Source organism: Pseudovibrio sp. W64 (assembly GCF_001623145.1).
Taxonomy (GTDB): domain Bacteria; phylum Pseudomonadota; class Alphaproteobacteria; order Rhizobiales; family Stappiaceae; genus Pseudovibrio.
Window position 1 is genome coordinate 83,810 of sequence record NZ_LMCI01000047.1, and the last position, 20,039, is coordinate 103,848.

22 protein-coding genes are annotated in these 20,039 nt (G+C 49.8%); 13 read left to right on the plus strand and 9 right to left on the minus strand.

Annotation, left to right across the window (positions count from 1 at the left end):
* Positions 1-140: 140 nt before the first annotated feature.
* The 4 genes from PsW64_RS26020 to PsW64_RS26035 all read right to left on the minus strand — a co-directional run bounded on the left by PsW64_RS26020 (position 141) and on the right by PsW64_RS26035 (position 3,394).
* On the minus strand, positions 141-578 hold the full coding sequence (locus PsW64_RS26020; protein WP_063305509.1) for a DUF134 domain-containing protein: 438 nt from the start codon (positions 576-578) through the stop codon (positions 141-143).
* A 297-nt stretch (positions 579-875) separates the two neighbouring features.
* Positions 876-1,265 (minus strand): outer membrane protein assembly factor BamE domain-containing protein, encoded by a 390-nt coding sequence (gene bamE / locus PsW64_RS26025; RefSeq protein WP_244271719.1) that lies wholly within the window; start codon positions 1,263-1,265, stop codon positions 876-878.
* Positions 1,266-1,913: 648 nt separating this feature from the next.
* The gene (locus tag PsW64_RS26030) at positions 1,914-2,201 is read right to left on the minus strand and encodes a GIY-YIG nuclease family protein (RefSeq protein WP_063305510.1); all 288 of its coding nucleotides are present in this window, start codon (positions 2,199-2,201) and stop codon (positions 1,914-1,916) included.
* Between the two features lie 344 nt (positions 2,202-2,545).
* Positions 2,546-3,394 (minus strand): DUF4238 domain-containing protein, encoded by an 849-nt coding sequence (locus PsW64_RS26035; protein ID WP_063305511.1) that lies wholly within the window; start codon positions 3,392-3,394, stop codon positions 2,546-2,548.
* A 454-nt stretch (positions 3,395-3,848) separates the two neighbouring features.
* On the opposite strand from PsW64_RS26035, the gene PsW64_RS26045 reads away from it, so the two are divergent.
* Positions 3,849-4,388: a hypothetical protein gene (locus PsW64_RS26045; RefSeq protein ID WP_063305513.1), complete on the plus strand. Its 540-nt coding sequence runs from the start codon at positions 3,849-3,851 to the stop codon at positions 4,386-4,388.
* Here the strand turns inward: PsW64_RS26045 and PsW64_RS27830 are convergent.
* Positions 4,385-4,624 carry a hypothetical protein gene (locus PsW64_RS27830; protein ID WP_153042435.1) on the minus strand — a complete coding sequence of 80 codons (240 nt, stop codon included), beginning with the start codon at positions 4,622-4,624 and terminating at the stop codon, positions 4,385-4,387. The two genes, PsW64_RS26045 and PsW64_RS27830, sit on opposite strands and share 4 nt — an antisense overlap.
* A gap of 275 nt (positions 4,625-4,899) precedes the next feature.
* Here PsW64_RS27830 and PsW64_RS26050 point away from each other — a divergent pair, with 275 nt between their 5' ends.
* The 9 genes from PsW64_RS26050 to PsW64_RS26090 all read left to right on the plus strand — a co-directional run bounded on the left by PsW64_RS26050 (position 4,900) and on the right by PsW64_RS26090 (position 14,277).
* The gene (locus tag PsW64_RS26050; RefSeq protein WP_057463957.1) at positions 4,900-5,172 is read left to right on the plus strand and encodes a hypothetical protein; all 273 of its coding nucleotides are present in this window, start codon (positions 4,900-4,902) and stop codon (positions 5,170-5,172) included.
* Between the two features lie 1,308 nt (positions 5,173-6,480).
* On the plus strand, positions 6,481-7,857 hold the full coding sequence (locus tag PsW64_RS26055) for a tyrosine phenol-lyase (protein WP_063305514.1): 1,377 nt from the start codon (positions 6,481-6,483) through the stop codon (positions 7,855-7,857).
* A 212-nt stretch (positions 7,858-8,069) separates the two neighbouring features.
* Positions 8,070-9,353, plus strand: coding sequence for an amino acid permease (locus tag PsW64_RS26060; RefSeq protein WP_057464244.1), 1,284 nt, complete (start codon positions 8,070-8,072; stop codon positions 9,351-9,353).
* Positions 9,354-10,162: 809 nt separating this feature from the next.
* Positions 10,163-10,372 (plus strand): cold-shock protein, encoded by a 210-nt coding sequence (locus tag PsW64_RS26065; protein ID WP_057464243.1) that lies wholly within the window; start codon positions 10,163-10,165, stop codon positions 10,370-10,372.
* A gap of 58 nt (positions 10,373-10,430) precedes the next feature.
* Complete coding sequence (locus PsW64_RS27495; protein ID WP_152986764.1) at positions 10,431-10,613, plus strand: hypothetical protein; 183 nt, start codon at positions 10,431-10,433, stop codon at positions 10,611-10,613.
* 288 nt (positions 10,614-10,901) lie between these two features.
* Positions 10,902-11,111 carry a cold-shock protein gene (locus PsW64_RS26070; RefSeq protein WP_063291013.1) on the plus strand — a complete coding sequence of 70 codons (210 nt, stop codon included), beginning with the start codon at positions 10,902-10,904 and terminating at the stop codon, positions 11,109-11,111.
* A gap of 264 nt (positions 11,112-11,375) precedes the next feature.
* Positions 11,376-12,518 carry a hypothetical protein gene (locus PsW64_RS26075; protein WP_063305515.1) on the plus strand — a complete coding sequence of 381 codons (1,143 nt, stop codon included), beginning with the start codon at positions 11,376-11,378 and terminating at the stop codon, positions 12,516-12,518.
* A gap of 493 nt (positions 12,519-13,011) precedes the next feature.
* Positions 13,012-13,383: a sulfatase-like hydrolase/transferase gene (locus PsW64_RS26085; RefSeq protein ID WP_063305517.1), complete on the plus strand. Its 372-nt coding sequence runs from the start codon at positions 13,012-13,014 to the stop codon at positions 13,381-13,383.
* A 105-nt stretch (positions 13,384-13,488) separates the two neighbouring features.
* Positions 13,489-14,277 (plus strand): hypothetical protein, encoded by a 789-nt coding sequence (locus tag PsW64_RS26090; protein WP_063305518.1) that lies wholly within the window; start codon positions 13,489-13,491, stop codon positions 14,275-14,277.
* A 24-nt stretch (positions 14,278-14,301) separates the two neighbouring features.
* Here PsW64_RS26090 and PsW64_RS26095 read toward each other — a convergent pair whose 3' ends face one another.
* From PsW64_RS26095 to PsW64_RS26110, 4 genes are all read right to left on the minus strand, one after another.
* On the minus strand, positions 14,302-14,736 hold the full coding sequence (locus PsW64_RS26095) for a hypothetical protein (protein ID WP_063305519.1): 435 nt from the start codon (positions 14,734-14,736) through the stop codon (positions 14,302-14,304).
* 169 nt (positions 14,737-14,905) lie between these two features.
* Entirely contained in the window at positions 14,906-15,394 is a 489-nt protein-coding gene (locus tag PsW64_RS26100; RefSeq protein ID WP_063305520.1) for a DUF2267 domain-containing protein, read from the minus strand.
* A 652-nt stretch (positions 15,395-16,046) separates the two neighbouring features.
* A complete protein-coding gene (locus PsW64_RS26105) occupies positions 16,047-16,790 on the minus strand; it encodes a VOC family protein (RefSeq protein ID WP_063305521.1) in 744 nt (247 codons plus the stop codon).
* 42 nt (positions 16,791-16,832) lie between these two features.
* Positions 16,833-17,291: an SgcJ/EcaC family oxidoreductase gene (locus PsW64_RS26110; RefSeq protein ID WP_193757867.1), complete on the minus strand. Its 459-nt coding sequence runs from the start codon at positions 17,289-17,291 to the stop codon at positions 16,833-16,835.
* 108 nt (positions 17,292-17,399) lie between these two features.
* Between PsW64_RS26110 and PsW64_RS26115 the strand changes: the two genes are divergently transcribed.
* From PsW64_RS26115 to PsW64_RS26125, 3 genes are all read left to right on the plus strand, one after another.
* Positions 17,400-18,305: a LysR family transcriptional regulator gene (locus PsW64_RS26115; protein WP_063305617.1), complete on the plus strand. Its 906-nt coding sequence runs from the start codon at positions 17,400-17,402 to the stop codon at positions 18,303-18,305.
* A gap of 182 nt (positions 18,306-18,487) precedes the next feature.
* Positions 18,488-19,366 (plus strand): alpha/beta hydrolase family protein, encoded by an 879-nt coding sequence (locus PsW64_RS26120; protein ID WP_063305522.1) that lies wholly within the window; start codon positions 18,488-18,490, stop codon positions 19,364-19,366.
* A gap of 110 nt (positions 19,367-19,476) precedes the next feature.
* Positions 19,477-19,971 carry a DUF2165 domain-containing protein gene (locus PsW64_RS26125; protein ID WP_063305523.1) on the plus strand — a complete coding sequence of 165 codons (495 nt, stop codon included), beginning with the start codon at positions 19,477-19,479 and terminating at the stop codon, positions 19,969-19,971.
* Positions 19,972-20,039: the final 68 nt, after the last annotated feature.

Sequence of the window (20,039 nt, forward strand, 5' to 3'; positions counted from 1 at the left end):
TCCGCGTTTTTTAATGCGAAATCGGCGAAATTCGACCCGTCAGCACGGGCATAACCTCACCCGCCCACGGGGATATCCAGCCCGTCAAGCACAGCCCAGCCCAGCCCCAGCACCACAAACCACAACCACCCAGCGCCGGCCTAAACCGCCCCCTCGTGCCCGTCCGCCTCATCCAGCTGCACAGGCTCAGAGATCACGCTCGCCCGCCCGCAGAACCCGCGCCGCCGGCGCCGCTGCATACGCTGGCAGTCCTCGTCGCTCAACTCCGCTTCGGGCAGGCAGGAGCCATCGGCTGCAACAGCACCACCCTCAATCTTCAGCGCAAGCCCCTCCGTCAGCGCCGTCGCAACCACCGTGCGGGCGTGGGAGACAAGGCGGGAGAACGTAGGCCGCGAAATCCCCATCAGATCAGCAGCAGCCGTATGTTCCAGCCCTTCCGCATCAGCCAGACGCAACGCCTCCATCCCGTCCTGCGATAAAACCGCCGCCTGAAGCGTGCGCAGCGGCACCCCCTGCGGCTTGAAAAAGCGCACTCCTGCGGTTCCATGAATTCGGCGTGGTTTTCTTGGACGTGGCATAACAAACACTCCTTTCACAGCCTCTCCCATAAGAACCACCAATGATTTAGGCAGGGGAGACGCACAGCAACATAAATCTAGAGCAGGGGGCGTGAGGAAAAGAGAACGCGGCCAGCTCTAATGAGCATATGTTCATTATACTGCGCCTCTCATCAGTCTCTGACAAGCTAGGAAAAGAACATATGCTCATAATGCCACCTCACCACAACGGGCATAACCAGCAACACACAGGGGCATAAGCAGCAAAACCGCCCGAAGCTTCCACCCCGAGCGCGCCAACCCATCTAAAAATCTATGCTACATGTTCGCGGTAATAAGTCCGGTACGAACCTCGTCCTCCACCTCAATCATGGAGTAGTTCCTCAGCAAACCGTCCTGATCAAAAAACAGGGCCACTTCCTTGGTGGTCACATCCTGCCCGCTGGCAAGCAAATCAACCACCGGAATGAAGTTCTCAACCTTCGCCTGCGTCCGTACATGCCTGTATTTCCAAATCTCATTGCCGCTATCGGTAAAATCAGTGGTGTTCGGATCGCCCAACGCAACGCGCACATCTTCCTTGGTTGTCTTGCCGTTCTCCAACTGGCTTTCCAGCCCTTCACGCGTCAAATGCCGAAGGCTCTCATTACCAACAGAAGCGCAGCCAGCCACAACCAGCCCAAGCCCCAGAGCGAGGATAACGTGCACAATTCGCAAATCTATGCCCCTTTGCGTTGGTTTGCGTTGCTCCGTAAATGCAACGCATAGCGAGTTCTTCTTAACTGGGAATAGAACTTCGTTCTCTTAGCCGAGCGTGCCGCCAGAGCGCAGCCCTGTAAACCTGAGATAAGACTCGTGTAAGAACTGTCAGGGGGCAATAGAAAGAGGGAATTACGAAATTAAATCAAAGCGCTAGAGGGCGCCTCAGTGCACACCAAACACCAAAGCCGGCAAAAAAGCCTGCACACTTCATGTGGAAGAAACCACCACACGCCCACGTGCACCAACGGGCATAACCCGGCAAACATCATTTTGCGTTGCTATGCGCAACTTTGCGTTTTTCTGCGTTCCTATGAAATTCGGGAGATCAACGAACCTGAGCACACCGCTAAACCCGAAATCTACGGCAAAAAAGGGGAATAAGTGCAACAGCGCTTCGCCTCATACAGTGCACCAACCACACCACTCAAAATCCAACTTATCCCCGCACACTCAACCCGCTTCAAACCACCTCTCCCTCCACCGTCATCCCACACACCTCCCTCTCGTCACTCCACACACCCCGTCTCATCATCCCGTACACCTCCATCTCGTCATCCCGCACTTGATGCGGGACCCAGAGCCAAGCCCAGAAGTCTATCGAACCAACTCCAGATACAAGTCCCGCCAGGTTGGATTAACACCCTCAATTAAATCAAGCTTCCACGCCCTCCGCCAGCGCTTCAGCTTTTTCTCTCGAGCAATTGCATCTCCAATTCGCTCAAATTCTTCGAAGTAAACCAACCGCGACACGTCAAACTGAGTCGTAAACGACACCGCCACTTTCTCCCGATGCTCATGAACCCGCCGCCCCAAGTCATTGGTTACGCCAGTGTATAGGGTCCCGTTTCTCTTGCTGGCTGTCATGTAGACGTAATAGGCCATACCTCACTCTGCGCTGAAGCAAGTGCGGTCGCAACATCATGAAATAACCAGCTCGTTATCAGAGGTAATTTCCAGCTGGGTCCCGCATCAAGTGCGGGATGACGTCCTTTGCGGCTCTCGTCTCAATCGCTGCTGCAGCCGTTTCATATACTCTCCAGCTCAATCTTACACCTTGCCGATACCTCACCATCCCCTTGCACTCACAGCGCTGCCTTCCACCGTCATCCCGCACAAGCGCAGCGCGATGCGGGACCTAGGGTGAGAAGGTAAAGAGGCTGTGTTTAAGGATGTAACAACTCCCTCGCCTGAAATCTGTGAGTGTACAGCAGGGGGCCGCATCGCGTTCAAGATGACGTTTGAGGCAGTAAACCATCGATGATTGATCTTTGCTTGCTGGCTATAATGTTGCTCTGCTCAAAAATGGTAGAGTTAATTAAGTGAACCTGAGAGGAAGTTAGCTCGATAAGTTTTCTGTCTAAAGCTTGGCCATAAGGCGAGACCGCCACTTTAGATGAAATGGGGAGCCAGAATTCTGTTGTGGGGTCTTCTAGGTTGCCTGTCTGTCCTAATCTAACAAATGGATGATCACCAATTATCAGTTCGTCAGACTCTTTTGTAACGACCCCATAGGCGAGCCCGCGGCGATTAAGAGTAGCAAGTATCTCGGGATCATGATTTTTACGCGCCGTAACTCTGGTGTTTTGCTTGAATTTATCGAAATTTGCAGGGTCTTTTACGTTTTTTAATTCTTCAGCATCGATTTGAATATTGTTTGCTTTTGCATATTCTTCGAACTTCTGCGTTGCTTGTTGCCATACGTCTTCAAAATCGGCCTCAATGCCTAACTTGCGAAATATATCTGGGGCACGTCCATACTGGTGGTAAAAAAACACATTCCAAGTGTATTTATCATTCTCAGAAATAGGTAGGCAAATTTTCTTTTCTGAAAACTCGATTATTCTTTCCACTAACGGTTTTGCATCTGACTCAATTTGAGAATAATTCACTTCAAGTGCTTTATCTTTGTTCCCCTTCTTGTCAGTAAACGTATTCAGCTCGCTTTCTACAAAGGCATTAACGATCCCTGTCTGGAAGGGTTCTCCCTCTCTTTTCACCCAAAGTAAGTTAGATTCGTCAGCGAAGTTTTTTAAAATAAATTTTGGTATAAAATGATGCCGCTTTGATTCAGACATTTGTATCGCCCCGAATTGAATAGGTGTTTGGTAAAGCTAATTAAAAATAACCCAGAATACATCCCCACAAAATCCCACGGCTACCTCAACACCATCACGCATCTTATTCTCTGACAAATGTACGCAGTAAGAATGACTAGGCAAGGATATAAAGTTGTCGATTGACAACCTAAATGCAGAGGGACTAGGCTTTTGGGGAGAAGGCGGCATGCCAAGAAGGAGGTTGAGGCGGTCCTTTGCGAGCTGGAAGAGCTTGGATGGACGGTCAGGCTTCGCAATGGCAAAGGCCATGCTTGGGGGCTGCTGTTGTGCCCCTTTAATGATGAGCAATGCCGCTGTGGTGAGTTCTGTCAAATGTCGATCAGTTCAACACCGCAAAATCCGTCAACGCATGCAGTCAAACTCAAGAAGAAGGCGCTGAGCTGCATTTACCTGAACCAGAAGGAAGCTGAGGATGTCGAACCTGTTTGAATTCGATCTCGTGTTTGCTCTGGGAGAAGGGGAGCATGATGTGTTTGAGCTAGCTGATGCTGTCTACGCGGCGGGTTTTGATGATGCTGTTGTCGGAACAGGGCAGTCGGGTCTGCTCGCCGTGGCGCTGGAAGTTGAAGGTGAGCAACCTGATATGGTGATCCTAGAGGCCGCACGCGCCATTATCCCGCATCTTCCAAAAGGAAGCACTTTGAGAGAAGTGCGGCCTGATCTGGTGAGTCTGGCCGATGTTGCTAAAAAACTCAGTGTGCAACGGCAAGCCTTACAAAAGCGCAAGGTTCCACAACCTGCAGTGCAAGGCCTCTATCGGGTAACTGAACTGGCAAAATCGCTTGAACAGCAAGTTGAGCAACCCACAGCAGGAGCGCGCCGCCCTCGGTTTTCTATGGACGCAGCAAAGCCTTGGCTCGCAGCTGGTGCTGGAGCACAAACGGTGAATGCCCGGATGGCTTTGGGTGAGCTGGATCCACAGTCGCTACAACCACGCAAGCGCTCCACCTAAACCGTCACTGCACTTCCCCCACCGCCGTCATCCCGCACAAGCGCAGCGCGATGCGGGACCCAGAGCGAAAAGGCAGAGCGGTCGAACTGGAGGTGCAACAACACCTCGTTCTTGGAAGTTGGGAACATCCAGCTGGGTCCCGCATCAAGTGCGGGATGACGCCCTAAGGGCTTCTCACATTCCCTTGAAACCGTCTCCCCTCCGCCACACAACGCGCGCTTGCAAACCTTGACCATTGACACCGCATGCATCTGGTTGCATGCTCTTGGGTGAGGCCCAAAACCTCTCCAAACAGCGGTACCCGCTCCCGTTAACTAGCGGATTTTTTGTGCCTTTTTTCCAAAAGTGCGCAAACCCTTCGTTATGAGCGGGAGGGCGGTGAATACAATACCTTCTTCGGAGGGGAATAAACCCGCCTGTCTGTTTGCAGGTTTTTGGCCTCCCGCTCGCCAGCGAGTCCCAAAAGCTCTTTGTCGCGCGGCCTTCAACACCCTAAACAGAGGGATTGAATATGGTCGACTCCGCATGCGCATGCAGCGCCACAAACACTCTTCAGAATGAAATTGACGAAGTCCAGATCGTCGTCTCTGATCTTCAGAACCTCGCGTACATGCAACAGCTTGTACTCAGCGAGCGCGTGAAGAACAGTTGCGAGCGGGATGCTTTGCTCACTTTGCACCACGCTTTATGTGACCGCCTGGAGGCACTGAAAAAGTCCTGCGGATTATTGGAGCGGGTCGCCCTTCCGCAGCCGGTCAACACCAATGTTGTGTCTCTGGATTAACGCACTGTGACAGGTGCTCGGGCGGTGTCACACGCACCCCGTGTTCACTGCCACAGGGAAGCCTCCACACCAAGGCCTCCAACCTCGGGTAAGAGGCACAACCCCGCAAATGAGCACCCTGCTGGTCTGCGGCCGGGCAACAAACGCCCGCAGGCCAGCATCCCAAAGGGCAGGGGATGCACTCCAATCTGATTAAACACAGCACGATCAGGCTCTCTGAACGTGAAAGTGATTCATGCCAATCAATCTAAAAATAATGGCAGGAGTTGCTAATATATAAGTTTATTGTGGAATAAATAGGATGTTTTTACGAATCGTGAAGCCTGCCAAACCGGGTGATATACACCCCGTAAAACCCAAAAACCCTTGGTATTTCAGGGAGCTTGTAACGGCAGTTGTGTCGCGCCGCGGCAAGGCACCCCCGTCAAGTCACTGTCTCTAAGTAGTTTTTCCTTTTGACTTTCAGAGCAATTCGCCCAAACTCCGTTGTGTGTAATCAATTAGGTCTTGAAGTTACATTGGGACTAGGAAAATGCGCTGGTATCAGCTGTATTTGAATATCTTAAAGAGAGATAAGCTGCCTTGGCACATCGAAGATGTTTCCATGGCCAATAACCTGCATCTCGTCTGACGACCTCCGCCTGCAGTGGAGTCGCTCCTGCTGCACGGCCGCATGTAAGCTAGCCTCCTGCCTCCTATAGTCCACCAAAGATGCAGAGTGTAGAGGCCAGCCAAAACATGCAACACCCCCAAAACAGGTAATATTAGGCACTCATTCCAACACTGCATCCCCTACGCAGCAGAAGAACTGTGCTTTGATATTGGCAATACCATCGGCACCTCCGGTTTGCGCTGCAGGTGTGTCGTGATTGCTTCAGATAATGACGTTTGTCTTTGCTCCTGTCTCCCAAGTGTTGAGCGCGCTTGGGGCAGAAGAACGGCACCGCCATGCCTGAGACTTGCAGCGGGGAAATATACAGATCACAGCACAGCCAAGATTATGCAGGCAATAACTCTGCACGATCAAGTAATGCTCATGTAAAAATCAGCGCCTTGTGTATTGCATAAAGGTACATGTGTCTGTGATCTGTATATATAAACGATTATTTATTCACATATCCATATTGTTACTTATTGTGATGATCGAATATTTGGATAATTAATGAATACGAAGATTGGTGAAGCGAAATTGTTTTCGATTCGTAAGTAAATAAACTTCGAAACCGATAACTTCTTCACTCCTTGAGAATTCGGAGAGACATGGTCCCTCCGCCCTATTGGTAAAGAAGCAAGTAAGAGGACGTTCTTATGACTAAGTTTATGCCAGAGCCGTTCAAGATTAAATCTGTTGAACCAATGTACTTCATTTCTGACGAGCGTCGCGAAGCGGCAATCCAGGAAGCTGGCTTCAACACATTCCTGCTGAAGTCCAAAGACTGCTACATCGATCTGCTGACTGACTCCGGTACATCCGCGATGTCCGACAAGCAGTGGGCTGGCCTGATGGTTGGTGACGAAGCTTATGCTGGCTCCGAAAACTTCTACCACCTTGAAGAAGTTGTTAAAGAGCACTTCGGCTTCAAACACCTCATCCCTACTCACCAGGGCCGCGGCGCAGAAAACATCCTGTCCACGCTCACAATCAAGCCAGGTGACTACGTTCCAGGCAACATGTACTTCACCACAACACGTTTCCACCAGGAACGTAACGGTGCAACATTTGTTGACGTAATCTGCGACGAAGCCCACAACCCTGACCTGGCTGACGTGCCATTCAAAGGCAACGTGGACCTTGCAAAACTGCAGAAGCTCATCGACGAAGTTGGTGGCGAAAAGATCCCTTACATCTGTCTTGCTGTAACCGTGAACCTGGCTGGTGGTCAGCCTGTTTCCATGGGCAACATCAAAGCAGTAAGCGAACTCTGCCACAAGCACGGCATCAAAGTGATGTACGATGCAACCCGTTGTGTAGAAAACGCATACTTCATCAAAGAACGTGAAGCTGGCTTCGAAGACAAAACAATCAAGGCAATCCTCCTTGAAATGTTCTCCTACGGCGACGGCTGCACCATGTCCGGCAAAAAAGACTGCCTGACAAACAACGGCGGTTTCCTCTGCATGAACGACGACGACCTGTTTGCTGAAGCAAAAGGCATGGTTGTTCAGTTCGAAGGTATGCCTTCCTACGGTGGTCTCGCTGGCCGCGACATGGAAGCAATGGCAATCGGCATCAAGGAATCCGTAGAGTTTGACTACATCTCACACCGCGTAAACCAGATCCGCTACCTCGGCGAACGTCTGGATGCAGCTGGCGTGCCAATGGTTAAGCCTTACGGCGGTCACGCAATCTTCCTCGATGCACGCGCATTCCTGTCACATCTTGACCAGCAGCAGCTCCCTGCACAGGCACTTGCCGCAGCGATCTACCGCACTTCCGGTGTACGCACCATGGAACGCGGTATCGTGTCCGCAGGCCGCGACGTTAAGACCGGTGAGAACCACGTTCCTAAGCTCGAAACAGTTCGTCTGACTATCCCACGTCGCGTATACACATACGCACACATGGATTACGTCGCAGATGCGATCATCGAGCTCTACAAAAACCGCGAAAGCATCAAGGGTCTCGAGTTCGTATTCGAACCTAAGGTACTTCGCTTCTTCACTGGCCGTTTCGAAGAAATCTAAGAACTAAGCCATTGAATTGACTAGCAATAGTCAAAGACTAAACTGCATTGGAGGAGAGCCCGTGTGCTCTCCTCTGTTGTTATCAAAGCACAAATCTTACCCATCGTAAGTCTATGTGCGCTTTTCGGGAAAGCTCTGCCACGGGGCACTTACAAAATCGGCAGGCGTTTTCTCAATTGGTCACGGCAAATGCCGGAGTTGGGAGGCTCAACATGACCATTGCTTCTGAGCAGGTTCCTACTGCAGAGACAGTTGAACCAAAATCTACCAAGAAAAGCCAGGGCACAATCTTAGGCGCCAGTGTGATCGCTGCTGGCACCGCCGTCGGCGCGGGCATGTTCTCGCTCCCTGTTGCAAACAGTGGCGTATGGTTCTCTGTTTGTCTGGTTCTGATGATCGTTGTTGGTTACATCATGCACACTGCATCGTTGTACATCATGGAAATCACGCTTCATTTCCCTGAAGGGTCCAACTACGACAGCCTTGCCAAGGGCACCATTGGTAACGTGGGCCGTGTGGTCAACGGTCTGTCCGTTGCCTTCCTGTGCTACGTTCTCACCTACGCCTACATCTCAGGTGGTAGTTCGATCATCACATACTCGCTGTCGATTTTTGGTGACGTCAACATGTCATCAGGGGTGGCGAGTTTGATCTTCGCAGTCGTGCTACTATCGATTGTGATGATGGGGACCCGAGCTGTTGACCGTGTGAACACTGTTCTCATCGGCGGCATGATCATCACGTTCATGATCAGCTTGAGTTCATTGATCGGCAACTCATCTACAACGAACCTGTTCCCAGAGATCTCTCTCGGCGATCGCATGCCATATGCGTTCTACACCATCTCCTTCTTGGTGGCGAGTTTTGGTCTTCAGATTACAGTTCCAACTGTAACCAACTACCTGGGTCTGGATGCGAAGCGGACAAGCAAAGCGCTGCTGATCGCGATTTTCCTTGCAGGCTTCTTCTACTTCCTCTGGATGTTTGCAGTATTCGGAAACATCTCCCGTGATGACTTCCCTGCGATCATCGCTGAAGGTGGCAACATCGGTAACATCATCGGTGCTCTGAGTAAGTCTGGTATCAGTGAAAACATCTCTGTAATCCTGCAGATCTTTGGCAACATGGCTGTTGCAACATCCTTCCTGGGTGTCTCTCTCAGCCTGTATGATTACATCTCCGACTTGTTCAAGTTCGATACAGCTACCGTTGCTGGCAAAGCAAAGACTGTAGGCATCGCTTTTGTACCAACCATCATCCTTGCTATCCTGTACCCACACGGGTTCATCGCAGCAATCGGTTATGCTGGTGTGGTTCTGGTGATCTTCTCCTTGCTGGCGCCAATCGTAATGGTTCGCATCTGTCGTGAGCGGAACCCGGACATGTACCAGGTCCCAGGCGGCAACGCCCGTCAGGCAATGGTGTTCGGTTTCGGTATCCTGGTGTTCATCATCACTGCATTCGAACTGACCGGCAACCTGCCAATCTTCGGCTAATCCGTTTGAAGAGAAAGCAATAAAGACGACTATTCAGTCGGGGCAAAACCTGATTGCGAGGCAAGCCACAAGCCCCCGCAATCAAACCAACTGACCCTCAAATGTCAGCAAAAGACTTGCCGCAGCCCTTCCCGCTGCGGCAAGTTTTGTCCGTTTCAACACCCCGAACCCACTGGGAGGCAGGTTCGGGGTGTTGGCGTAACCCCCAACAATGACTGATCAGGTGTCGTCGAAAGTAAAACCGCGCTCTAAGAGGACGACTGTTTGCCCTCAGGCAACCTCTCACCAAAAACGCAAAGCAACACCGAGTGCCAAATATCAGATCGGCAATTCAGGCGGGGTAGCTGTCCATTGTTGCATTTGCAAAGTACCGCGCCAATAACAAGGCCAGAGCTGGAGTGTCGGGCCAGAGTGGACATTCGATAGCGTCAATCAAGGCTTGAGATCGTACTACCTCAATATTATAAAATACACGCCTCCGGTATTTTCTTCGAAAATAAATATTCACGCAGTCGAAGCACTAAATGATCATGGTGTAGGGTTGTAGGAGAACGAGTTTTTCTTGCTTTCAGGACCGATCAGAGTAGCAAGAATTGTAGATTGTTTAGCATATCTTACATAGCCTCTTGAAAAGAGAGCTGAGAATAACTACATAAACAAAGCGCGTTTACAGCCATCATTGGCTATCTTTTCTTCCGGCTTGCCGGTTTGCTAGGTTCCCCCTGATTTTGAGAATGTTGCACCCCATGTACATATCGAACATGGGAAATACGCCCGCTTAGCCCGGGTAAAGTTACAAGGTATCAACCATGACACACGGCACTGTAAAATTCTTCAATTCCACAAAAGGTTTCGGCTTTATTTCTCCTGAAGATGGCGGAAAGGATGCATTTGTTCATATTTCTGCTGTTGAGCGGGCAGGACTTATGGGTCTCGAAGAAGGTCAAAAAGTTGCTTATGAACTAGAAAGCGGCCGCGATGGCAAAGCTTCAGCTGTGAATTTGCAGCTGGTTGACTAATAAAAGATCAGGGCTGCGCCTGTTGCGTAGCCCTAGTCCTTATAGAAAGAACCAAAATATGCCTAATATTTCAATGTCATGTGCAAAAGACCGATTTGCTGCGATTGAAAAAAACAAAAAAAAAGAACTCACCGATGAAGAGGAACGGGCTCTGCAATTAAGTGAAAAAACGTCTCGCCTAAAAGAACTCCGTCTTGCTAAAGAAGCTACCGATAAAAAGCCTCGCCCTTTGATAAAATAGTCTACCAAGTGATTGGCAGTCAGCGAGTGCACAAGATATCGCTAAATATCTTGGGCTAAGATCTATTCTTTGATCTAGTAGATCTAAAGTTCAAGAAACTATGTTTCTCTAAGATTTACTTATACTATCCAAATAAATCCGTATTAAAATTTAAATTGATTGAACCAGTGCGATAAGATGTGCAATATGTACATAATGGAATATTGCTTTTGGGGAAGTAGTATTCTCTGGCCAAGCGACTGTACATAAGTACTAAAGCGTTTTTGGTCATCACAGATTGTATCCTAAATGATCAATGGTTCCGTGAAATTCTTCAATTCTGAGCAAGGCTTTGGCTACATTCAGGAGGAAGGTACAAATTCACAGTTTCGCGTCCTTCGTGCGTCCTTAAATCGTGCTGGTATTAAGAAATTGGCTGAACGCCAAAAAGTACGTTTCGATACGCTTACAAATCCTGCAAACGGGAAAATAGAAGTCAACAATATCGAAGTTGCCTAACAAAAGACGGTCCCTGGACACGTAACTTCCTTACTCATGACAGTGGTGTTTATCAGATCTGCAGCTGGTCATATCCACTACCTCACAGCTGCTCTCCCTATTCCTACAAGATCTTAGTGCCGTGAATACAGCCATCCTCACCCGGCACTGTGTGAGTTAAATCCACGTTTTACCGGTCAATTATCCTCGCCACTTCCCGTGCTCTAAACAAAGGGCCGGCAATTTGCTTGTCAACTGATGACTGAGCAACGAAAGAATGGTCCAATGACAAAACGAACTGATCTTGCTAAAATTGGCTTAACCGCAGAATTAATTGGTCCTCTCCAGTTTCCCAATCCAATTGCAAACAATAACCATCGGCAAAATTTGCAGGAACACTCCTCAAAATTGAAGAACCACATTGCAGTTGTAGCGACCAATACACATGATTTGAAAGAAACCGGATTTGGATCGATTGAGACATGTCGCTTCTTTTACGATGCTCTAAAAGAAAAATATCAAACGGTTACGTTTCACGAGATTTCTTCGATATCCAGTTTAAATGATATTGTTACGTCTAGACCAGATCTTGTTGTCCTTTGCAGTAAATACTTCCTGGATGTAAGTAATAATACAAAAACTTGGTTTTCAGATTACTTTTCTAAGCATGCAATTGCTTTTACCGGATCTGATCGCAACAGCCTGGAGTTCGATTCCAATAAAGGAAAGGCTAAGACGGCTATACAAAACCACGGTATTGCTACTGCAAAGTTTTTCCAAGCCTGCCCTGGCCAGTTCGAAACAGAAGACAAACTCCCTCTTTTTCTTCCTCTTTTCGTTAAACCGATAGATGCTGCTAATGGAAATGGAATTGATGAAAACTCGATAGTTCGCGACTTCGAAAGTTATCAAAGTAAAGTCAAAGAACTTTTCGAAAGCTATGGCGCAGATGTTCTGGTCGAGGAGGTGCTACCGGGACGAGAGTTTACCGTTGCAATCTTTGACGACCCGGAAACCAATTCAAGATCTATTATGCCTGTAGAAATCATAGTTCCCAAGAATGAAAAGGGTGATCGAATATTGGGATGTGCTGCAAAGCAGCAAAATCATGAGTTACTCAGAACTATTACTGAACCCACTTTGAGCGCTGTTTCCGAGCTTGCAGGCAGTGCTTTTACGGCATTAGGAGTTAAGAGTTTTGGTCGGATTGACATCAAGCTTGATGCAGAAGGAAACCCCAATTTTCTTGAAGCAAACCTAGTGCCGGGTATGACGCCCGATTCAAGTTACTTCCCGAGGGCTTGTTCATTACAAACTGGGTCAAAACCGAAGACGAACAGGCCGTCAGCGATGACACATTCTGAGGTTGCCTTGAAGATCGTTGAACTCGGCCTCAATCGCATCAACACATTACAGCAAGTGGGCTAATTACAATCGTTTGCTACAGCGTATCTCCGAAAAGTGGAAATCGGTCTTCGGATAAAGATCCGCAAAAACAAAGGCTAAAGCAGTTCATGTGTTTCAACCTAAATGCGAACTGATTTGGGTAGTTCTTGACCTGAAGTGAAGTAGGTTATTACTCAGTAAAGCCTACTTCCTACTCTTTACGTGTTGCCGAATTAGACCCGGATAAGGTTCAATTATTACTCTCGCAGGGAGTGACTTGTTTAGAGCGAAGGTCGGTGAGGCTAACTGATTATCATGCTGTTCAAACCGCTCCTCACGCAAATATCTCCCCCAATATTTCAAGATGAAAACACGTAACAACTTTATGTTGTGATTCATGTTTCTGTCATACAACTTTCCCACCCGCTTCTCAGAGTGCTTCAGCTCTATATCTGCGTCGGTCACTCAGATTTACTTGAGTACATACATTCCAGCGAACGATGTCCAAAACGAACAAAAACGATAAGGACACAGCATGAAAATTAACGGTAAGCCTCTCAACTTCTTGATTATTACGACGGATGAAGAGCGCTTCCCGCCGGTCTATGAAAATGACAGAGCCAAGCAGTACCGGTTGCAGAGCAGTGTTGCGCTTGGAAAGATGCGCCAACACGGATTGGAGTTTCTCAACCACCCTACTGCAACCACAGCCTGCGTTCCCAGCCGAACCAGCATTTACACTGGCCAGTACCCATCATTACCCGGTGTCAGCCAAACGCCGGGTATTGGTAATGACATCCGTCACGCACTGGAACAGGTGCCGGTTGAACAGCGCCTGAAGAAACGTCTGCTTCCCCATACACTGAACAATGAAGACAGTTCCAGCCCCAGACCTTTGCGGCGCTGATGAACACTCTGACCGCGACATCACGACACCATAAGCAAGCAGATAAGCATCCCTGACTGTTAGCCCATAAGACGGCAACCGTTCAGCGCAAAAAGGAGATAACAAATGCCGCTGAAATCAGCTTCACGATTAGCAACGCTATGGCTCGTACTCGCGTTCCCTCTGCTCAGTATAGGTGCAGCCAACGCTGAAACCGGCACAGACGCAAGCACAGACCTAAGTCTTTTCAAGGAATGCCCGGTATCTCAGGATGATCCCAACACGTTCGCTCTATGTGCCACAGCCAAATGCTGGACCGTTGACACTGTTGCCTACTGCAAATGTGATGTGATGAACGAACAGAGCATTTCTCTCCCGTTTCACTATAAAGAGGGTGACGAGAAAAAGGATGTCTGTGATCTGTTAAAGGCCGGCATTGATAATGGGTTCACGGTAAGCACCTATGCCACACCGCGCCAGATGGAAACGGACTACGATCCCGATACAGAAAAGCTGGGACCACCCATGGCGACGTACAGCTGCCCTAACACCGAGAGCGCACCCGCTGGCTACTCTGCCCAATGTGACGGTGGTTTCTGTTTTAAGAGCACTCAAGGCAAGGACTTTCCCGGCATCGGAGCAGTTAAGGAAGATGAGATCATCTGTTCCTGCCCCTCAGTGCCTAGCCCTTCCGCAGGCTTTCAGATGGCTGGCCCCTGGTTATGCGCACCCGGCGATCGCAATACCGATGGCACGTGCTGTGACAAGTCGTTCCATGACAAGCTCTGTTCGGTCAAATCAGTCAATTCCACGGGAACTGAACTCATGGTAGGCGCGCCCCTGGGAGTAGCTACATTGCTCTCGAAAAAGTTGGACGGTAAGGATCCGGCCATCAACCGCTGCGTTTTTAAATAGGCAGCAAGTGCATCAGGCTGGCGCTTAGCAGCCAGCCAGCACTACGATGATGTTGTCATGATCCTTCCACCTGAAGCCATCAATGACATTGATTTCAGGGTCGTAGCCGTAATAAGCGCAGCCGGGCGAGAGCTCGATCGCTGTCTTTGCTAATTTCAATCTCTCATTCACAGACAAGCTTGGTGAGGCGATGGGCGCACGGGTCTCAGGATCAAGTTCAGTAAACGTCACAGCGACCAGGCTTAGCGTGCTGCCAGTTTGCTCCTGAAATGAAGGCCTCTCTTGCCAGGAAACGCTCATATCACCGATGGCAACATGGTGCGGCTGTGTAGAGACAACCACATTCTGAGCTGAGGTGGTTGAGGCAGCGTCATAAACAGGGCTTGCAGCGTCTTCTGCATTGCTGGCAGTAGCCAACACACAAACAGCAAAACACAGTCCGAAACGCTTCATAAACATGGCTGAAATTTCCTTCGCAACTTTCCGCCCTGCAACACTCTGAATATGGGCGGGTAATGAGAGATGAGCGCCTGGCCTCTGGAAAGTTAAAGGAGAGGAGGCAAGATCTTTCCCTCCCTGCCTGAGCCACCCCTTACAGTCAACGGATCTACTGAAGAAACTAAAGGTTTTACAAAGTCTCAGTCTGTGAGGGAGTGCCTTCTGATAAATCTCTCTTCGCCTCTGCTTCAGCCGAAACTTCAAATCCCCAAAACCGTAAAGCGTCAGGGCCGATCTGACCTAACACCTGCTCAAAGCGGGGAAGGTCAACGCGGCTGCGCAAAACCTCAACCACACGTGCGGGCGTCTCATCATCCGCAAAGTTGTGATGTGCCCTGAGAGCTTTTACCTCAGCAGCCCAATCGTGTTCAGCGCCAAAGTCCGCAGTGTAGTCACTGCTTCTCCAGCCAGACGTGAAAATCGCCCGAAGAACCGCTGGCAGCGTATCTGCAAAGGACAGCACCTGCTCAGCGTCCAGTCTCCGGCGGAACACCAGTAAAACAGCCTGTACGCTTGTGTAGGTCTGATTGCGAGTGGTCAGACCAAGCGCGTCCTGAGCATCAGCAAGGAAAGATTCGTACTGCTGAGAGGCCAGCTGATACTCCTGAGGCATAGGCATGAAGGTAACTCCGAAAATACGGGTGATCGCTCGATGTACGACCTTAGCTCAGGTTTTCGCGCTGCAAAAGTGACTGATTTTCAGCTGGCTCTTAAATCGATTTAACTTAGGTAATCTACGTATATGTACTATAGCTGCGAGTAAAGGTGAGGTCAGTGCTAGAAAGTTTGTGGTCAAGAATAATAAAAGAAATAATTATACTAAGTTGTGCGGTGCGAAATGAAATGATGAAGAAATATCGCTTCTGACCATGAGTAAATTTCACATTAGTCAAATTATAAATTCATATTGACATAGGTCAAAATGCTATCTACGCTTTAAATGTCATTGAAGTGGAGGCACTATGACTTTCGGCTTGATATTATTCATTTGCGTATTCTTGGCGATCCTTGGGATGGTTGTGATTTCAGAGTTTTCTTCACGGAATAAAACTGCAGATCGCATGATCGCGGGTTTAGACGCTGATCTCAGCAAAGAATAACTCGGACAGAGATCCAGTCGAAGTGTGAGGCGCTGACTTTAAAGGACGGTTTGAAGCCGGCATCACCTCATAACGATAAGGCGGCTAGAGCTAGGGTATAGGGGGACTCTAGCTCTGCCGCCTTCTTCGTTTTCAGCCAACCCGCACGTGGGGGCGGGAGATGCCGCAGTCTCAATTTGCCGTAATCATCAGCCGCTCAGAATGTAAAGGTGCACCGGCTGAGCTAAGTATCAGGCCGCCATATCCTGCTGCACCAACCTCCGGCAAACTCTCCGTCTTCACTGCAGAAACATGCTGAATTTCCAGCACCGTATAAGGCCGCTGATAGGTCCAGGTCCGGTTCTCAACTCCGGTGAGATCAGGGTTTGGAGGCTGTTCAGTCGTGAAGGCGTAAAAGTAAAGCGTGAAACCAAAAGGCTCGACAGGCTGAACAGAGAGCGGCGTCATACCCCAACTGAGAATATCGGGCTCAATTGCCGTAATGTCGCCAGTGCGCAAGGTCACAAGACTGAGATGCGGACCTCCACCTAATTGGCTTTCATCAAACTCCAGATCAGGCCGATCGCCTTCAAACCAATGGTCAATCAGCTCAATCACAAAACCTTCCGGATCTGTGAGTTTGGCAAGGTACCCAACATCCCGAAACTGCTGCGGTCCTGTAACATAGACACCGCGCGCCTGAAGCTGGGCACAAGCCAGCTCGATATTGGGAACTGAGAGTGCGATTTTCCAATAAAGATCGGTAGCTTGCGGCGTGTAAGGCGCCTCCGCCTCGATGAACAGAAGTGCCGTCTCTTCCGCACAATATCCGACCCGCCCGTTACCCTGATCGGACATACCCAGGACATCGCAATAAAATCGCTTTTGAGCCGCCACATCACGGACGCGCAAACGAAGAGTATCAAGCTTTGTCATAACGGGCTGTCCTTTATCAGGGCACAAGGCAAATACGCGTGTTTATTGAGCGATCTCGAAGTGGTCCTCACGCAGCAAAGCACGGCCATCCGGCTGCAAAACCCAAAGCTCATTGGTGATGACGCCATGGGCGTTGTTCATCTTCCAGTTGGCTGCAACGCGGGCAGAGGTCTGGTCCAGAACAGTGGTGACGGTACTGCTGTAAACCACATCATCAAATCCCTTGGAGATGATGTCTGTCCAAAAGCCCTCAATCGCTTCGCGCCCTTTAAACGTGCCAAATGGCTTCACAACCATCACGGCATCATCCTCATAAAGCGCTGCAGCACCTGCTGCATCACCTGCGTTGAAGGCGTCACGCCAGGCACGGCTTGCAGTGGCAACAGCGGTGTTGAGCTTGTATTCACCTTCTGCCAGTTTTCCTGCTTCGTCAGCGATGGCTTGTCCGCTCAATCCAACTGCGACAGTAGCAGCAAGAGCGATAGATTTAATGAAAGTCATCACGTGATCTCCGTTCAGATGCGATGTTGATGACTGTCTTTTGCCGTACTTGTATTGTTTGAAAAACACTCTATTTCAGAAATCACTATTCATATGAAGAGAACAATCATGCTCTCAACGCTTCCGCTCTCCTTCGTCACAGTTGTTGAAACCGGCTCAATTACCCGCGCTGCTGATGAGCTGAATATCGCCAAATCTGCCGTCAGCCAAAATCTGAAACGGCTGGAAGAACAGCTGGATGTGAAGCTCGCCATCCGCACCACGCGCCACCTCTCTCTCACCCCGGCAGGGGAGCGGTACTACCAGCGTTGTAAAGAAATCCTCGCGCTCTCACGACAGGCAGAAACCGAGATGGAGAGTTTCGGAGCGGTCCCGTCTGGCCCGATCATTATCACAGCCCCTCACGCTTTCATCACGCCTGTCATCGCACCGGCTCTGGCAGTTGTGAAAGATAAGTTCCCGAACCTTCAGCCTTCAGTAATAGCGGAGGACAAGCGCCTCAATCTGATCACGGAGGGGATTGATGTTGCGATCAGTGTTGGCCAACTGCCAGACAGCACGCTTCAGGCGCGTCGCATAGGGACGCTGCGCGATATTCTGTGTGCCGCGCCAGCTGTAATTGAAAAAGCGCCTTCCGCTGATGACCCGCTCTACTGGCAATGGGTGCAATCACTGCCATACATCGCTCATTCACGAGAGCCTGCTGTGGTGCGGCACCGCTTCCCGGTTCAGGAAAGTTCAAAGAGCATTGAGGTGAGCTTCAGATCTGCCGTCAAAGCCAACACCATTGAAGCCATCGCAGCTTTTGCCCGAAACGGCCTGGGCGTTGCGCTCCTACCGGATATCGCGATTGCGCAGGACCTGAAGACTGGAACCCTCCAGCCTTTACGTACTCTGTCAGAGCCAGAACCAACACCAATTTATGCCGTGCACAGCTATGATACTTTGCCACCCAAATCGGTGCAGGAGACAATCACGGCAATTCAGCAGGCCTTGGCAAAAGCGCTGCAATAAGGCAGGTCTCACTTGAGCCCTATCTCTAACAAATTACACAACATGCTCTGAAATCAGAGAGTTTCCGAGAATGAACTCATGAAACCTTCTCTTAAAAGCGAGCGGTATATTTTACCTTCTGACTTTACCTATACGTTAATATGTGGTCCTATGCGGCTATCGTAAGTTGAAAAGATACCGCTATGAAGCAACTGGAAGAAATGATGGCTGAAAGTGAGCAGCGCGTGGAAACAATCACAATTCCCAGCGAAGGGGCCACACTGATTGGCAAAGCCTACTGGCCAGTGGGTGACCCAAAATCCTCAGTCATTATTCACGGCGCAACCGGTGTGCCGCAGTTGTTTTATGCAAAATTTGCCCGCTGGGTTGCAGAGCAGGGCCATCTCTGCCTCACCTATGACTATCGCGACTTTGGCGCCTCTAAACAGATACATCCACGCAACTCTTCCGCCACGATGTCTGATTGGGGCCTGTATGATCAGCAAGCTGCCTTTGATGCGCTGCTGAAACTGGCTGATACGCCCAGCACTCACGTGATTGGTCACTCTCTTGGCGGCTTCATGTTGCCATTCCATCGAAACCTGGACATGGTCGATAAGGTCACCACAGTTGCCTGCGGTCAGGTTTATTGGCGTGACCACCATATGCCATATTTCCTGACTGTTGTTGCCTTCTGGTATTTGCTAGGGCCAGCTGTCACACGTATGAAAGGTTATTTGCCTGGTAAGGCACTTGGGATCGGCGCAGATATTCCTGCTGGTGTTTACTGGCAATGGCGTAAATGGTGCACTTCTCCAACCTTCTTCAAGGATGACATCGGTAGTGCTTTACCTTCCATGAACCCGAAGCCCTTCACTGGCCCGATCAAAATCATGTCGTTCACCGATGATGATCTTGCCCCCAATGCCTCAGTTGAACGCCTTCCGCCTCTCTACAAAGATGCGCAGGTCACGCGACAAATCCTTAATCCGGCAGACTTCGAGCTCAAGGAAGTTGGGCATCTGAAGGCCTTCGCCAAGCAAAACGCGGTCTTGTGGCCTGAGATTCTGGATATTTCTTGAGGCAGGCCGCTCCACTAACAAAGGGCAAATGAAAAAGACCAGAGCTGACGAGAGCACCTAACCACGCATTAGCGCCAATCTGCTTTACTGGCGAAAAAGTGGGTAGTCCCATGCTTCTTCGACTGATCAAAGTTCTGGTCTCCTTGGCGTTCGGCGGTTTTGCTGCTCTGGTCTGCTTCAACAATTATCAGGATGCACCGGCCAATCTGGCGTATATTGAAAGCGTCATTTCCATGGTGGGCACGTTCCCAACCAGCCCCAAATTCCGGGCTGTGTTTCCTCTGGAAACCGCACCCACCTTCCTCACCATTATTCTGGCCATAGAAGGCTTCATTGCTCTCTTGCTGGTTCTGGGAAGCTTGCGCATGCTGGCCAGCATTCATCGGCCAGCGGCCTCATTCAATCGCTCCAAATCCACCGTCTCCTTCGGCTTTTGCATCGCCATTCTGCTTTGGTTTGGCATCTTTGTAACAGGAGCAGGAGAGTGGTTCCTCGCATGGCAATCTCCACTCGGGAGAGGGGCCATAGACACCTCCTACAACATCAGCATCATCGCATTTCTGGGGCTGATCTTCGTGAACCAGAAAGAGGAAGACCACGGCTGAGACGGTGGGAGACCATGAGATCCACCCCATTAGATGTGACCTGAGACTATCCATCTGAGGCATTTGAA